Here is a 15,751-nt window from a genome sequence, read left to right as displayed (position 1 = left end):
GAGGCCGCTGCCCGCGACAGCGCTCGCTCTGCCTGATGACGAAATCTCATATCGACAACTTCCCATCACCGGTTCACTGCGGGACTTATACAAATCATGGAGTAATTCAGCTCGAACACGTATTTGCAATTAGGCCAGATAGGGTGACGAGCAAACTATTAGACGTTAGTATCGGTCGATACCTAGGTATAGGGTGGCGAAAACCAGTTTGCATTAGGCTTCACGGCCCAATATGCTCGCATGGCGGTGCAACATCTTCATGCGCTGCAGCCATACGGCGTAAAACTTATTGGACCGTGGCCTTCATCGATGCCGAGATGCCTTTCGATACCAAAGTACAATGGATTTCCTCTTGCTCATCTGGTGTGATCCTCCAAGTGAGCAGCGGCGATTTATGGTCTCCCGCGTTCACGGAACCCCCTTGGGATCGATCGGAAATGGACAAAACCACAACAGGCCTGAAGGGAGAATCTAAATTTCTCTGGCGCAGATCCGGCATACGGTACAAACCGTGGAATAAGGCGCTACTGATTAGTTCTTCCCTTCTCGGAGGAGCCGGCGCATTTGCGCAATACAACGCGCCCGCCACGCCGGCGCCGTACAACCCGATTGCTTTAGCCGAAGTAACAGGATCGCCGCGGACGGCCGTTCAGTCCGGACAGAATAACGATCACACCCTCTCGCAGAATCCGTACCTGGGAGGAGTTCCTCAAGGCCAACTCAGCGCGACGCCAGTGGAACTTTCCCTCGACAGCGCTGTGGCCCTTGGACTGAAACAGAATCTGGCTGGAGTCCTGGCCTCGGACGCCGTCACAGACGCCCGTGGACAGCGCTGGCAGGCGCTGAGCGAATTGCTCCCCCATGTAATCACCGACACAGGGTTCGGAGCTCATCAGGTCAATGTGAAGGCCGCCTTCGGCCTGACCATTCCTCGAGAGCCTCCGATCATTGGCCCATTCGGCTACTTCGACTCACGAGCTTATCTCACGCAATCCGTTTTTGATTGGACATCCATCGAGCGGTCTCGATCTTCACAGGCGCGGCTCAAGTCGGCGGAGTTCAGCTCCAAAGATGCCCGCGAGATTATTGTGCTTGTCATTGTCTCCAACTATTTGCTGGTGATTGCCGATCAATCTGAAGTGGAGTCGGCCACATCGCAACGAGACACCGCTAAGGCGCTTTTTCAGCAGGCATCCGATCAGAAGAGCGCAGGCCTTGCTTCGGCCGTAGACGTTCTGCGCTCCCAGGTTCAACTGCAGTCACGCGAACAGAAACTGATTGTCGCGCAAAATAATTTAGCAAAACAGAAATTGGTTCTGGCACGAGCTATCGGCCTTCCTCTCGGGCAAAAGTTCGAGATCACCACGCAGATCCCCTTCCAGGAACTGACGCCTTCGAGTCTCGATGAGGCGATTCAAAGCGCCTACAAGGCTCGCCCCGATTTCCAGAGCCAGGCGAACCAGGTCGGGTCCGCTGAGCTCGAGAGAAAGGCCGTTTCTGCCGAGCGTTATCCATCGTTAGGCGTGGAAACCGATTACGGTCTCTCTGGGGTTAATCCAGGCTCATCGCACGGCACTGTCGATGCGGCGGCCACGCTCCGCATCCCTGTTTTTCAAGGCGGAAGAGTGCACGGAGATATTCTCCGAGCCGACGCTTCGTTAACTAGAGAAAAGCAAAGACTTGAGGATTTGCAAGCCAGCATCGATCAGGAGGTTCGCGACTCCTATCTCGATCTAGATGCGGCCGCGCAGGAAGTGGCTGTTGAGAAGAGTGCGGTAACGCTCGCCACTCAGAACCTGGAGCAATCTCGTGATCGATTTACTGCGGGAGTTACGGACAACATTGAAGTCGTTCAAGCGCAAGATGCTCTGGCAATTACTACTGACGCCTATATAGCTAGTCTCTACAGTTACAACCTTTCAAAAATAGCTCTAGCGAGATCGACCGGCGTCGCGGAGTCGCGCTTTGCTGAATACGTGGAGGGAAAGTGAGTCCGGCCGAGCAAAACCCAGCAACGAATCCACTGCAGGCAACTTCGCCGGAGAAAGACGCAGCCGCAGGCAACGCCGGCCCGGCTAAGCCGTCGATCTCCGCGTATCCGAAGAGGCGCTCCCACAAGCGTTGGATATTTCTTGTCTCGATCATCGCCCTGGTCGTCGCTGGTGCATTCCTCTGGCATTATCTTTCTGGTTTCGAATCCACCGACGATGCGCAGGTGGACGTTCATCTTTATCCTGTCAGCGCTCGCATTTCCGGATATATCCAGAAGGTCAATGTTGAAGACAATCAATGGGTCGATGAAGGCGCCACTCTCGTCGAGATCGATCCGAAAGACTATGAAGTGGCCTTGGCAAGAGCCCAGGCAGCGTTCGACACTTCAGAAGCTACAGCCAATAGTTCGAATATCGACGTGCCGATTTCTTCCGTCGATACCGCAAGCCTATTGAAGTCCACGTCCTCGGATATTAAGAATGCGGAAGCAGCGATCCACGCGGCAGAAAAGCGAGTCGCCGCCGACCACGCCCGGATACTGGAAGCGCAAGCAGAAAATGTAAAGGCGCAGGATGACGTCACCCGCTATCACTTGCTCCTCGCGAAGGAAGAGGTGCCGAAGCAAGTCTACGATCACGCTTATGCTACCGCGGCAGCCGATGTCGCCGCCGTAGCCGCGGCAGAAGCGGACGAGGCCGCGGCCGAACAAGCGGTTCTCGAAGCGCACAGCCGCCTTACTGAAGCTGAGGCACACTACGAAGATGCCCAGGCCGGCCCGCAGCGCGTTGCTTCAACGCGCGCCAAGGCACTTTCAGCCATCGCAGACGCGCACCAGAAAAGAGCAGCTGTCGAACAGGCGCAGTTGAATCTGGGATACACCAAGATATTTGCGCCCGTAGCCGGAGAGGTCACCAAAAAAGTCGTCGTTGGATTGAACGTCGACCCCGGGGAGCAGATGCTCACGGTGGTTCCCTTGGATCAGGTGTGGGTCACCGCGAACTTCAAAGAGACTCAGCTTAAGCACATGCGTGTTGGCCAGAAGGCCAGGATCGAACTCGACTCGAATGGCCGCACATATGACGGCCATGTCGACAGCATTGCCGGAGGAACGGGCCCAATCTTCAGTTTGCTGCCGCCCGAAAATGCAACCGGCAATTACGTGAAGATTGTCCAGAGAGTTCCGGTCAAGATTGTTCTCGAGCCAGGCGAAAATAGTGACCGCCAGCTTCGACCGGGTATGAATATCGAAGCAAAAGTGTATCTGCGATGAGCGCCGCAACATTGGCTCTTCCGTCGAGGCAAGTCGTCTGGCGCCCCAAGGTCAATCCCTGGGCGATTGCCGCTGTCGTCTCGATGGCGGCGTTTATCGAAGTCCTTGACACGAGCGTTGCCAACGTTGCATTGCCCTACATTGCCGGAGGCTTGGGGGCCAGCTACGACGACAGCACCTGGGTGCTCACCTCGTACCTTGCTGCGAACGCTATCGTCTTACCCATCAGCGGATGGCTCGCGGAGTTGATCGGCCGCAAGCGATACTTCATGATGTCGCTTGCCATTTTTACATTGAGTTCTCTGCTTTGCGGCTTAGCGCCCAGTCTGCCGCTATTGCTGTTGTTTCGAGCGGTGCAGGGCATCGGTGGAGGCGGACTGCAGCCCATGGCACAGGCCATTCTCAACGATACCTTCCCCCCAGAGCAGCGCGGTTCCGCGTTTGCCGTCTACGGCATTACTGCCGTTCTCGCTCCTACAGTCGGTCCCATGCTGGGAGGATGGATTACTGACAACTACTCGTGGCGCTGGATATTTTTCATCACGCTGCCCATAGTCCTCCTGGCTCTTTATTTGACGCACACCCTGATCGAGGATCCGCCGTTCCTCCGTCGCTTAAAGAGAGGTGGTATCCGGGTCGACTACATCGGCATATCCTTGTTGGCGCTGGGAGTGGGGTCTCTGCAGGTGCTTCTGGACAAGGGTCAGGAAGACGATTGGTTCGGCTCGCATTTCATCACGACGCTGGTGATAACCGCAACCGTTTGTCTTGTCTCGCTGGTCATCTGGGAATGGTTCCGCAAAGAGCCGATCATCGATGTCCGCATGTTCAAGAGCTTCAACTTCGCGGCAGCGAACTTGATGATGTTCATGATGGGCTTCATGCTCTTCAGTACGCTCGTCTTGATCCCGGAATTTCTGCAGACACTCATGGGCTACACAGCAGAGCTTGCAGGCCTCGTCTTGTCCGGCGGGGGAGTTATCTTGCTGGTGATGATGCCCATCGTCGGCCGGCTTACATCCAAGGTTCAAGCCAGATGGCTGATCGCAACCGGATGGCTATGCCTTGCCATCGGACTGTTCTACTGCGCGAACCAGATTGACTTGTCCGTCAGCTTCAAATTCGCCATGTGGCTGCGTGCCGCTCAGGTGATTGGAATCGGATTCCTATTTGTCCCCATCACGGCGGCTGGCTACATTGGAGTTCCCCCGGAGAAAGGCAATAGCGTCTCCGGCATGATCAATTTCATGCGGAATATTGGCGGCAGTATTGGAACTTCCGTCGTGACCACGATGATTGCCCGGCGCGCTCAATATCATCAGCAGATTCTTGTCGGCCACATCACTCCCGATTCTCCTGCCTATCGTTCGGCATTCCACGCATTGAGTTCGAAGATCGCGCACTCGGGGCTAAGAGCCACGGACGCCCAGGACCAGGCAATTGCGAGGCTGTACGAACAGGTGCATCAACAAGGTGGCGCACTGTCCTATATGGACATCTTTTGGGTCTTGGGCGCGCTCTGCTCCATCATGTTTGTTCTTGCATTTTTTCTGAAGAAGAATGATCCAGGAGCAGGCGGCGATGTCGCGGTGGGCTGAGGATAAACGCAATGATTCAGGCTATAACCATTGAGCGCGAATTCGGCTGCGGGGCATCGGAAATTGCAGGCTTGGTTGCCAGTCTCCTTGGGTGGAGTCTGTGGGACGAGCGGTTGACGCAGGAAATTGCACAATTGACCGAGAGTACTCCAGAGGCGGTCGAGCGCAGAGAATGGCGAACCGATCCCGTTGTGTACAGGGTTTTTCAGGACTTCCTACGGGGTGCGTTCGAGGGAGGCTTGCCGCCCACCAACCGGCTGCATTCACTCGATGCGCGCCGGATCGCGGCTGTTTCAGAGATAGCGGTCCGGACAGCGCTTTCCAGCGGTCCCTCAGTGATTGTCGGGCGAGGATCGCAATTTTTTCTGCATGATCGCAAGGATGTGTTCCATGTGTTTCTCTACGCGTCTCGCGATCATAAGATCCGCAGACTGATCTCTGGCGGCGAAAGCCAGGATAAGGCAATCAAGCTGATCGACACAACGGATGATGCGCGAGCGGCGTTCGTCCGGCAGCATCTCGGACTAAAATGGCCAGAACGACACATGTATCACGCAATGTTTAATACCGAGATGGGGGAGTCCTGTACTGCCACAATGCTCGTTGAGTGTCTCCGGCAGCTTGAGCGCAATCGTAAATAGCCTCAATAGGCCACCTAACCTCGAACTAATACCTAAGTACAATAGAGATTTTCGCTCTGATGGCGCATGATGATCGCTAGACTTTCGCCACAAACGGAGCTCCACAAGAAACTCGGCCGCGCGGTCGATCTGCTTCCGAGATCAGTTTCTGCCGCATTCTTGGGACGCACTGGCCTCTTAGATATGCCGATGGATAACACGTTCTGAGTTTTGATCAGGCAGGGTATGGGACCCCTATGACGGATACACGTTTGCTGGTATCGGTGGTTGACGATGATGAATCCGTACGCGAGTCTCTACCTGATTTGCTGAAGGAATTCGGGTTTACGGCGCTTACCTTTTCTTCGGCAGAGGAGTTTCTGGAATCCGATATCGTCTTACGGACCGGATGTCTGATCCTCGACATTGCAATGCCAGGCATGAGTGGCCCGGAACTCCATCGCGAGTTGAAGCGTCGCGGAGTACAGACGCCGATCATCTTCATTACTGCGCATCAGGATGAGGCTGTGCGGAGAGACACCATCGAACAAGGAGCAGTGGACTGCCTACTTAAGCCGTTTACCGATACGGCTCTGCTCAATGCGCTGAATGCCGCGCTTCGAGCCAATTGACATACAACTGGCCATTCGACTGGTTACGCAGAGGTACAATGGTTTCCGCAAGTGTATATGGTCCTCCAATGACTGCGTGCCTCAGTTCACAAAATGCAGCGACGGTGTTCGTCGTCGATGACGATATTTCCGTTCGAGAATCGCTTGAGGCACTGATTCGTCTCGAAGGCCTGGAGGTCCAGACGTTCAGCTCCGCACAGGAGTTCCTTGCGCATCCTCGAACATCTACGCCAAGCTGTATGATCCTGGACATTTCTCTCCCCGGCCTGAATGGTCTAGAACTGCAAAAGCGCATTGCGGTTGAACAGCGAGATATGCCGATCATCTTTGTCACCGGCCACGGCGACATACCGATGACCGTGCAGGCAATGAAGGCGGGCGCAGTCGAATTTCTGACGAAGCCTTTTGCAGACCATGTTCTGTTGAATGCCATCCGGAATGCTATTGATCGCAGCACGGCTTTCCTTGCTCGCGACGCAGAACTTCGCTCGTTAAAAGATCGGCATGCCCGGCTCACTCCTCGCGAGCGCGAAGTATTGGCCCTGGTGGTCGTCGGCATGTTGAACAAGCAAATTGCAGGCGAGCTGCAAATCAGCGAGATTACAGTAAAGGCTCATCGCGGCTCCATGATGCGGAAAATGAACGCCGCATCTCTAGCGGAACTGGTGAATATGGCCGCGCTCCTTCGACTTCCGCAGTCTGCTCCAAGAACCTTCGCGTCCAAGTAGGACCAACGTTACCGTCTTTTCGCCGAGTAATCTGACGAGCTTCATCAATTGAAGATTGAAAGAGCCAGCCACCTCCATCCACCGAACGATGGAGATACTAACCCTCCTCTAGTTGGTTTCGCGCTTCCTGGTAATCCGGCAGAATCCGGGCTGCACCTCAATGTCCCCTATTGTTGTCGCGAATCCAGATCGATCCGAGGATTTTCAGGATGACACACCTACATCGCACATCCGCATGCGAGCGGCTGCTCTATTCATGCCGGCGTCTACCGGTTTTCCTGCTGCTGTTTTTTGTGGCGGTGATTCCGAGTTTTTGCCAGCAATTCGCGAGCCTCAGCCTCAACATCAACGCGCCCGACGGCACCGCCATCACCCAGGCCAACGTGTCGATCCGCAACGTTGACACCGGAATTGTGAGAGCAGCCCTTTCAGACAAACTTGGCGTGGCAGTTCTTCCCGGACTTGCCGCGGGCTCTTACAAACTGACGGTGAATGCCAGCGGCTTTAGCGCATATGAAACGCCGCTTACGCTGACGCTCGGACAAGATGTTGTTCTCAACATCGCGATGCGTGTTCATGGTGCGACTGAGAGTGTTGAAGTCCACGATACCGTGCGAGGCGCGGACAGCGAGCGAACCGAAGCCAGCCAGGTGATTGAACCTTCGCAAATTTCCAATCTACCCATACCGGAACGAGACTTCATCGACTTTGTTCTCCTCACTCCGACGGCCACGATTGGCCGTAGCACCACGACCGCGGCCCAATCGGCCTTCCAGGAAACTGTGCTCATGATCAGCCTGGGCGGACTGCGTGAAACACACAGTGTCTTCTATGGCCTCGATGGTGTCGACTACAACACCAGCGTCTCCGGCGTGCAGCGAGTGAGCCCATCGCTTGACTGGGTGCAGGAATTTCGCGTGACCAATACGCCTGATCCCGCTGATGCCGGCATGAATCTCGGCGGAGCCGTGAATACCATCACCAAATCCGGAACCAACGATCTGCATGGTTCCGCCTATGAATACTTCCGCAACAATCAGCTCGACGCGAACAATCTGCTCTCTGCGCCCGGCTTCGACACGTTACGCTTCAATCAGTATGGAGCCACTGTGGGTGGCCCGGTGCGGCGCGACAAGGCGTTTTATTTTCTGGGCTACCAGGGACAGCGCCGCGCGGAGTCTCCCATCTATTCCCACTTCATTCTCACGTGCATCGATACTCCCGGCTGTCTCGGGCCCGGAACGCCGAGCATTAATCAGGTCAAAAGCAGCCTGGGGCTGTCTCCCGAAAATCTTGGATCGATCCTTCTGATTCAGAACTACGACAACGCCTTTGGCAAATTTACTGACGCGCTGAGCGATCGCAGCTCTCTTACGGTTGGCTATCTTTTCGCCGATGTAGGGAATCACAACACTCCGGCGGCGTCTCCCGGACAAGGATTGCCATCGAGCTACCGCGATAACCGCGTCCATGACCAGACAGTTTATGGAAATCTATTCCATCTCTTAAACGACCGATGGGCTTCGGAAAGTGCAGTCAATTTTGGCCGCCGCATCTTCTATATGAACCCCGTCGGCGCCGGATATGAGCCCACCATCCAGGTGGCGGATGAGCTCTACAGCGGCGGCTTCCTTGGCGGAGTGGATTACTATAGCGAGCATCATTTTCAGTCGAAGGAAGCGCTCACTTATACCCATGACAAGAACACAATCAAAATAGGTGGCGAGTTTCAACCGATATGGTTTTCCGCTCAAACGCCATACTTCACTCCGGGTGTCGGTATTTTCAGTCCACAGAGCTTCTTTGGAGCCGGCCCCTTCGGCGGACCTCCATTCGGCCCCGGGACCGCGGTTGAATTCATCTTCCAGCAGCCGAGGACCGCATTCGGGCAGCAGATTCCGGCGCGTACTTTGCCATTCGAGACCGGCTTCTACGCTGGACCGGGTGGACCGGCGCGCCAAGCCGCTGACGCGGTGCAGTTCTGGCACAAGATCGTGGGCCTTTATGCCCAGGACCAGTGGCGCGCCAGCAAAAACCTTCTGCTGTCGTTCGGCGTGCGCTATGACTTCGACGTGCTTCCGTCGGCAGTGGATCTCGGCATCATCGGCAAAATGAATCCGACAGATTTTTCCAGAGTCCAGCCGCGATTGGGTTTTGCCTATGCGCTGCGAAACGGAAAGACCGTCGTGCGTTCGAACTTCAGCATCTTTAGCGGAAGCTTCGAATACAGCAGCTTCGTTAACGACTGGCACGGCGCGTCGGCATTCACCCACATGGACCAGCCGCTGCTGCCGGACTTTTCCGATCCTACGAATGACCTGGTTGGTTTTGGGCCGGCCGGAATGGTAGGAGCCCAGGGGCCAGTTCTGGCTGGAGCGGCCTTCTCCAACTTCACGCATACTGGCGCCTATCCGAGCCCGACGACTCTGCAACAGTTTCCCCTGGGGTTCGCAAAGCGGGACTTCCCCAGGAGCTACTCCGAACAGGCCAACGTCGAAATTGCAAATGACTTCGGCAAAGACTGGCATCTGACCCTTGGCTACCATTACTTGCACGCCATCCACTTGAACAGCTCAAACACCGTCAACGGCCTTCCTGACGGATTTCTTTCCGATGGCAGGCAGAAGTTCGCTCCGGCAGATAAAAACTTCGGCTTCGTCCTGTTCGCTACGCCCACCGCATGGGCTATCTACAACGCTGGAACGATCGGGCTCCGCAGGGATCTGGCGAATCACTTCAGCCTGATGGCGAATTATACTTACTCGAAATCCATTGATGTCGCGACAGAAAACCAGCTGCAGGACGAGCCGCAGGACTATCTTCAACCTCAATTAGATAAAGCAGTCGGCGACAACGATGTTCGCCATCGTCTGACGCTCACTGCTTTGGGAACTTCCCCAGAGACATGGGTGGCTCCCCTACGGAACTTCGAGTTATCCATGGTCAACACTCTGCAGAGTCCACAGTTCTACAGCATTCTCGCGGGCTCCGATATCAACGGAGATGGCTTTCCCTTCAACGATCGCGTGGGAGATATCGGCCGCAACTCGTACCGCGGCGATTCGTATTACGATACCGACGTGCGGCTGCAGCGCACCTTCGCTGTGACCGAGCGGGTTAAGGCGAATGCAAGAGTTGAGGCGCTTAATCTGCTGAACCGCGTCAACGTACAGGATGTCGATCAGGTTTACGGTTCGGGAGAATTCGGCGGTCCTGTTCCCAAGAAGTTCGGGGATGGCGTTACCAGCCCTTTCAACCCCACGTTTGGATCGCCAACATTTGCCGGGGCGGCGCGGCAATTCCAGTTTTCACTCAAACTGGAGTTCTAACCGCCGACATGATTCGCTTCGCATCGAGAGCGCGTATCGAAGCGCTCTCACTGCCGCGATTTTTATTCCGGCGCTGCAGAAACTTAAGCAATAGCCGCGAAGCAGCAACCGAGATCACATTCACAAAGGAGTTCTCATTCAATGGCCCATATCAATCTACCGATCTCCGACGAACTTGGCCGCGAGTTTCCAGGCATTGTCGGTCCCATGACCTTTCGTCCGGAGACAGCGGCGCCCATCAATGAACTTGTCAATATTCTCCTGCGCGGAGAAAGCACTCTCTCTCGCGGAGAGCGCGAGCTGATTGCGACTCATGTCTCGGCGCAAAACGATTGTTTTTTCTGCCAAACCATCCACGGCGCTGTGGCCGCCGTTCACCTCGACGACGAGGCACTGGTCCACTCCATAAAGACAGATTGGGTGAACGCGAGAGTGCCGGCGAAACTGAAGGCGCTTTTGAATATTGCCGGCAAGGTTCAGCTTGGAGGCAAGAACGTGCTCGCGCAGGACGTAGAAGATGCTCGGGCGCATGGCGCGACGGACCGCGAGATTCACGACACAGTTCTGATTGCCGCAGTCTTCTGCATGTGCAACCGTTACGTCGATGGCCTGGGCACATGGGCTCCAGAAAATCCAGATATCTATCGCAGCAATGCGCGTGAGATTGTCGCGCGCGGATATGAATCGGTGACCGAGACAGCAATTGCTCACGTCACGCGGTAGCTGCGGACGATGTTCAGCGCCGGTATCAGAGCCCGAGTTCCCGAGCAGCCAGGGCGGTGCCCTCAACCCGGGCTCGAATCTTGGCGAAGGCCACGTCGCGTGCGGTCGAGGTGTCGTCGGCAAACGGAGCGAAGCCGCAATCGTCCGTTGTTCCTAATTGATCGAGCGGAATGAAAGACGCGGCTTCGAGCACCCGATCTTTTACCTGAGTAGCCGTCTCTATTGCCGGATTGATGGGATCGATCACGCCTAGGAAGATGAGGTGATTTGGCGCGACAAGCTCCTGAAGTATGCGTAAAACCCGCGCGCGATCCGGTTCGCTGGACATCTGTAAATAGAACCGGCCGGCTTTCATCTGGAAGAGGTCCGGAAGAAGGCCCGCATAGTCGATGTCCGCGCTGTGCGTGGAATCCCTATCGCCGCCTGGGCAGACATGCACGCCTATGCGCTGACGCTCTGCCGGAGTGAAGCGATCGAGCACCTGATTGTTCAACGCGATAAAGCTGCGGAGCAAACCACCGGAGGGATCCAGCTTGAGAGACAGCCGCGCTTCCGTGAAATCGATCTGCACGGAATCTGCACCTGCCTTAAGTGCACCGCGAATATCTGCTTCAGCTTCATCAATAAGGTCCGAGAGAAAAGCCTCGCGCGGATAATTCGGAATCTCTTGAGAAGGGTAAATCAGGCTTAGTGCAGACGCGGCAATCACGGCCTGCTTGAGAGGACGTTGTGTGTAAGAACGGGCGGCTCGTATGAACTCCGCCGCGTGCACCGCATAGCGAAAAGGACCGGCGGTCAACCGAGGTAACTGACGGGTGTGCCCGTCTGCGAAGGGAATGACCACTCCGTCCGCAGCAAGATTTCCGAGCCTGGAAAGAGGATAAGTCGCGAAACTCGGCTTGGTTTGCTCACCGTCCGTGAGGACCGGAGATCCAGTTTGCTCGAGCCGCCGAATGGTATCGCCAAGGGCAGACGCATACGCCTCGTCGAGTTGGACACGGCTCTTCGTTCCCGACTCGAACTCCGCGATGGTTTCTATCAACGACAATGGACGGGGGATACTGCCGATAGGCTCAGTCCTCATCGCGTCATTCTATTCCGGCGCCGCAATTGACTCATCCATCTTTTGATGGATGCGTGCGTTCGAGCTGCATCCTACGATTTCGTCAAGGTTAATTCCGAAAAATTGATAAGACGTACACTTCGTCAATCGCCGGCGAACTCTATAATCTGCCATCCTCCGATAAGGATCTCATCATGAGCGGCTCCAAATCTGACATCCTCGCGCCGCAGAGCGCGGCAAAGACAAATACCAGGATTCGCATCATCGAAGAAGACGAGGCCGAGGGCGCAACCGCAGAGGCCTATCAATACTGTCGCAGCATCTTGGCACGCCAGAATGTGCCCGGCATCCTCAAGTGCTTTGGAACAAATCCCGCCGCCGCTCGCATGCTGGTCGATATGGGGTCGTCTCTTCTCTTTGCAGAAGGCTCAATCACCCGCCGCCAGAAAGAGATGATCGCAACCTATGTCTCCGGGCTCAATGCCTGCCCCTATTGCCTCGACAGCCACGGATTTTTCCTGACTACGCAGGGCGCAACCTTCGAGACTATGCGAGCTATCGCGACGGATAAGCTCGACGACGCCGAAATTTCCGAGCCCGAGAGGGAGCTCCTTCGCTTCACGAGAAAGGTGGATTCGGAATCGTTCAAAATTAGCGATGACGACGTGCAGCGCTTACGCGACCTTCACTGGCAGGAGGAGCAGATAGCGGAGGCCATTCACGTCGCTGCGGCAATGGGACTATGCAATCGCGTCGCAAACGCCTTCGGGCTGGCCTCTCAAGAGCTATTGGGCTTGAGAGGCAGTTGATCGGGATTGGCTTCGGGCACGACTGACTTCGCTGGATCAGTGCTTTGCAGCCGCTGCGCTGTGCGTGGTAGCACTGGCGGCCATATCGTCATACAAGCTGGGTACAAGTCCCTTACCCTCTTCGATGACAAAGTAGCGATCGACAGCGGGCAAATTCACATGCTGCGAAACACCGCTTGGCCAGTGAATGTCGACGCCTTCTATGGTCGTGGCATCTCCGAGGCCAAAATGAAGCCTCTGATCGTTTGACGACTCGAAGCTGCCTCCGCTCATTACGTCTTCGCGGTGGCGCATTCCTCCGGCAGAAAGATACACGGTAGCTCCTACAGCATCGCGTGGACTTTTGGGGCCGCCGATAAGCTTGATGCCGACCCAATGGTTGGTGTCGGCGTTGACGTTGCGAAGTAATACCGGCGTGTGGTCGATGCAGTTGATGACAACATCGATCTTGCCATCGTTGAAGAGATCGCCGAAGGCCGCTCCGCGTGCGGGAATAACGTCAGCGAGGCCAGTTCCAATAACGGGCGGCATGAGAGTAAATTTCTTGCCCTTGTTTATGTTGTGGAACAGCAATGGTCGTTCGGCAAAGCTCGTTCCCCAATTGTATTTATCCACCTGGGGATAGACATGGCCGCCTACAGCCAGAAGATCTTTCCATCCGTCATTGTCGTAATCAATGAATTCGGTTCCCCAGTCCAGGAACGGATAGGTGACTTCGGCGATGCCTGCAGAATCCGTCATCTCTACAAAATTGCCATCGCCTTCATTGCGAAAGAGCGTGTTGTAGTCATCCGAAAAGGTAGTCGTGTAGAGATCGACCGTTCCGCTATTGCGGTAATCGCCTACCGCCAGCCCCATGGAAGCCGTTTCTCGAGCGTCCTGATTCAAAGCAAAGCCCGAGTAAAAACTCATATCCTTGAAGGTTCCGTCGCCCTTGTTGATATAGAGATAGTTATAGGTAGAGTCGTCCGTAACGAGAAGGTCGACCTTTCCATCGTTATTTATATCCACAAATGTCGAAGAAAACCCGTAGTTATGCGCTTCATCGCTGACGCCGGCATGTACGCTCACGTCAGTGAATGTTCCATCGCCATTGTTATGAAACAAATGATCAGGCTCTCCCGGCAAGCCACGTGGACCGCACATTACATGGACTCCGCGGAACTGGCAGAAGCCGTTCGCACCCATCTCTGAGCCGGGTGGATGTTCGATATCCCAGTGAATGTAGCCGGGAACAAAGATATCCAGGTTGCCGTCTCCATCGTAGTCGCCGAAGCTCGGACCTGTGGACCAGTTTCCAAGCGTCACTCCAGCGGATTCCGCAATGTCAGTAAATGTGCCGTCGTGGTTATTGCGGTAGAGGCGATTCTTTCCATAGTTTCCGACGTATAGATCTGGCCAGCCGTCATTGTTGAAGTCGCCGACGGCGACCCCAAAACCCCAGCGATCGTTGGTGACCCCGGCCTGCGCCGCCACGTTGGTAAATGTTCCATCGTGATTGTTGTGAAAGAGAGCGGCGTGCGGCGATTCGGCTTTTCCGGAGAGAGCGTCGTAGGTCGAACCGTTCACCAGATAAATATCGAGCCAGCCATCGTTGTCGTAATCCAGAAGAGCGACACCGGAGCCAATGGTCTCAAGGATGTAAGGCTTTTCCGGAGTGCCCATCTTGTGCGTCCATCTGGTCAAGCCTGCCGCTTCGGAATCATCTTTAAAAATGACAGGTCCGGTTTTTACAAAGCCACCCGCAGTAATGGGCCGCTTTTCCGAATCCAGGACCGGAGCAAATTCACCCGCAGTGGCCGAGCCGTGGGCAGATCCCGCACTTTGACTATAGGGTGCATTCGTTGGTTTCGGTGTCTGCGCTTCCATGAGGAGAGAAAGAGAAAGAGTCGACGCGACGGCGTAGACATAGAAAGCGCTTCGAAAAATGCCACGAACCATATCAGAGTTCCTTCGGCGAATCATTTGCCAGTAGCAGTAGGTAGTTGAGAGGCAAAGCAGGACACCGGATCGACCGCGGGCAGCGGATAAGTTCAAAGCCTTCTGCACATAGTGTCCGATCACAGCACTTCCGGCTTTACCCTCTCCGCCACATGGTGGTGTAATGAGCGCTCTATCAGCCGGTCGACACATTATTCAGAATTTCCATGAAGGGCGTCTTCGTCCGAAAGGTTGATATATGCCGATATCATCGAGCACCGGCACGGCATGTGAGATAGGCAATCAGGAGAGATAACAACCTTGAGTCTTCATTTATATATTGGGGATCTCTTTCGATCCGTATAACGCCTCGTGCGGGTCAAACTTTAGGACCATGCGGACGTCAGGCTTAACCCGTATATTCCCGATTGTGATCGCAATTCTTGAAAGCGAAAATGATGACGAGAGTGACCTAAGCACGGCGTCATTTTGCGACTTGTGGACGAGGTCATGCCAACAAAAGCCATACGTAAAAGCGGACTCGATGATCCCAGCCTTCGGTCGCCACTCCCCATCCATGGCTGGCTGGAAGATCATGCAGAACCTGATCATCGGCTCCCCGCAGACAGGGATGCGGACCTCGCATTCAGCATCCATCTGTTTCGACTCACCGTGCCTCAGCAACGGAGGCCGATCCGTATTCTAATCGTTGCCGCCATCGACATCTATGGAATCTATGAAGGCCTGGGATCCCGGTCGCAATGCAGCAAGTGGCTGAACAGGTTATCCGGAGGAACCATTTCCAAGCGGCACCGGGAGAACCTGTTGAGAATCCTGGACATGCATAGTTACGCCGCACTTCCAGAATTGTGGATCCCGCCGGACCGTCTTGACTTCCTCGGATTCCAGCGCGTCGACGGATAGTCGGATGAAAATCGATTTATGCGGCCTTATACGGCTGCAATCCATAAGATATCAATCTATCGGACGAGAAAAGGTTCACCACCTTGGGCGAAGACATTCCTCCCCCAGCACTGCGATACTCATCCTCGTTCCGCGATCAGCTG

General features: G+C 55.1%; 12 protein-coding genes. 10 read left to right on the top strand and 2 right to left on the bottom strand.

All coding sequences use genetic code 11. From position 1 onward, the window contains the following. The first annotated feature begins 35 nt into the window (after window positions 1–35). The 8 genes from XX99_RS18665 to XX99_RS18630 all read left to right on the top strand — a co-directional run bounded on the left by XX99_RS18665 (window position 36) and on the right by XX99_RS18630 (window position 10,892). Window positions 36–1,991 (top strand): TolC family protein, encoded by a 1,956-nt coding sequence (locus tag XX99_RS18665; protein WP_082125703.1) that lies wholly within the window; start codon window positions 36–38, stop codon window positions 1,989–1,991. Further along, a complete protein-coding gene (locus XX99_RS18660) occupies window positions 1,988–3,262 on the top strand; it encodes an HlyD family secretion protein (RefSeq protein ID WP_184085071.1) in 1,275 nt (424 codons plus the stop codon). Before XX99_RS18665 ends, XX99_RS18660 begins: the two co-directional genes overlap by 4 nt. Beyond that, window positions 3,259–4,860, top strand: coding sequence for a DHA2 family efflux MFS transporter permease subunit (locus XX99_RS18655; protein ID WP_050060882.1), 1,602 nt, complete (start codon window positions 3,259–3,261; stop codon window positions 4,858–4,860). Before XX99_RS18660 ends, XX99_RS18655 begins: the two co-directional genes overlap by 4 nt. Before the next feature lie 11 nt (window positions 4,861–4,871). Then, window positions 4,872–5,501, top strand: a complete 630-nt coding sequence (locus XX99_RS18650) for a cytidylate kinase-like family protein (protein WP_050060881.1) — start codon at window positions 4,872–4,874, stop codon at window positions 5,499–5,501. 236 nt (window positions 5,502–5,737) lie between these two features. Then, on the top strand, window positions 5,738–6,112 hold the full coding sequence (locus XX99_RS18645) for a response regulator transcription factor (protein ID WP_050060880.1): 375 nt from the start codon (window positions 5,738–5,740) through the stop codon (window positions 6,110–6,112). A gap of 38 nt (window positions 6,113–6,150) precedes the next feature. Continuing rightward, the gene (locus XX99_RS18640; RefSeq protein WP_082125701.1) at window positions 6,151–6,840 is read left to right on the top strand and encodes a response regulator transcription factor; all 690 of its coding nucleotides are present in this window, start codon (window positions 6,151–6,153) and stop codon (window positions 6,838–6,840) included. 209 nt (window positions 6,841–7,049) lie between these two features. Next, window positions 7,050–10,169 (top strand): TonB-dependent receptor, encoded by a 3,120-nt coding sequence (locus XX99_RS18635; RefSeq protein ID WP_050060878.1) that lies wholly within the window; start codon window positions 7,050–7,052, stop codon window positions 10,167–10,169. Between the two features lie 141 nt (window positions 10,170–10,310). Beyond that, window positions 10,311–10,892 (top strand): carboxymuconolactone decarboxylase family protein, encoded by a 582-nt coding sequence (locus tag XX99_RS18630; RefSeq protein ID WP_050060877.1) that lies wholly within the window; start codon window positions 10,311–10,313, stop codon window positions 10,890–10,892. Window positions 10,893–10,917: 25 nt separating this feature from the next. Here the strand turns inward: XX99_RS18630 and XX99_RS18625 are convergent, their stop codons facing one another. Next, window positions 10,918–11,976, bottom strand: a complete 1,059-nt coding sequence (locus tag XX99_RS18625; protein ID WP_050060876.1) for a cobalamin-independent methionine synthase II family protein — start codon at window positions 11,974–11,976, stop codon at window positions 10,918–10,920. A gap of 173 nt (window positions 11,977–12,149) precedes the next feature. On the opposite strand from XX99_RS18625, the gene XX99_RS18620 reads away from it, so the two are divergent. Continuing rightward, window positions 12,150–12,764 (top strand): carboxymuconolactone decarboxylase family protein, encoded by a 615-nt coding sequence (locus tag XX99_RS18620; protein WP_050060875.1) that lies wholly within the window; start codon window positions 12,150–12,152, stop codon window positions 12,762–12,764. Window positions 12,765–12,800: 36 nt separating this feature from the next. On the opposite strand, the gene XX99_RS18615 is transcribed toward XX99_RS18620, so the two are convergent. Continuing rightward, complete coding sequence (locus XX99_RS18615; RefSeq protein ID WP_050060874.1) at window positions 12,801–14,705, bottom strand: CRTAC1 family protein; 1,905 nt, start codon at window positions 14,703–14,705, stop codon at window positions 12,801–12,803. A 489-nt stretch (window positions 14,706–15,194) separates the two neighbouring features. On the opposite strand from XX99_RS18615, the gene XX99_RS27365 reads away from it, so the two are divergent. After that, window positions 15,195–15,608, top strand: coding sequence for a hypothetical protein (locus tag XX99_RS27365; protein ID WP_156186070.1), 414 nt, complete (start codon window positions 15,195–15,197; stop codon window positions 15,606–15,608). Window positions 15,609–15,751 lie beyond the last annotated feature (143 nt).

This window comes from Silvibacterium bohemicum, assembly GCF_001006305.1.
Classification (GTDB): domain Bacteria; phylum Acidobacteriota; class Terriglobia; order Terriglobales; family Acidobacteriaceae; genus Silvibacterium; species Silvibacterium bohemicum.
Note: the sequence above shows the minus strand (reverse complement) of the source record. Positions and strands in the feature narration are given on the sequence as shown.

Excerpts from the sequence above, each read along its gene's own strand:
- XX99_RS18665 (WP_082125703.1), top strand. The coding sequence starts at position 36 with ATGACGAAATCTCATATCGACAACTTCCCATCACCGGTTCACTGCGGG.
- XX99_RS18655 (WP_050060882.1), top strand. The coding sequence starts at position 3,259 with ATGAGCGCCGCAACATTGGCTCTTCCGTCGAGGCAAGTCGTCTGGCGC.
- XX99_RS18650 (WP_050060881.1), top strand. The coding sequence starts at position 4,872 with ATGATTCAGGCTATAACCATTGAGCGCGAATTCGGCTGCGGGGCATCG.
- XX99_RS18645 (WP_050060880.1), top strand. The coding sequence starts at position 5,738 with ATGACGGATACACGTTTGCTGGTATCGGTGGTTGACGATGATGAATCC.
- XX99_RS18640 (WP_082125701.1), top strand. The coding sequence starts at position 6,151 with ATGGTTTCCGCAAGTGTATATGGTCCTCCAATGACTGCGTGCCTCAGT.
- XX99_RS18635 (WP_050060878.1), top strand. The coding sequence starts at position 7,050 with ATGACACACCTACATCGCACATCCGCATGCGAGCGGCTGCTCTATTCA.
- XX99_RS18630 (WP_050060877.1), top strand. The coding sequence starts at position 10,311 with ATGGCCCATATCAATCTACCGATCTCCGACGAACTTGGCCGCGAGTTT.
- XX99_RS18625 (WP_050060876.1), bottom strand. The coding sequence starts at position 11,976 with ATGAGGACTGAGCCTATCGGCAGTATCCCCCGTCCATTGTCGTTGATA.
- XX99_RS18620 (WP_050060875.1), top strand. The coding sequence starts at position 12,150 with ATGAGCGGCTCCAAATCTGACATCCTCGCGCCGCAGAGCGCGGCAAAG.
- XX99_RS18615 (WP_050060874.1), bottom strand. The coding sequence starts at position 14,705 with ATGGTTCGTGGCATTTTTCGAAGCGCTTTCTATGTCTACGCCGTCGCG.
- XX99_RS27365 (WP_156186070.1), top strand. The coding sequence starts at position 15,195 with ATGCCAACAAAAGCCATACGTAAAAGCGGACTCGATGATCCCAGCCTT.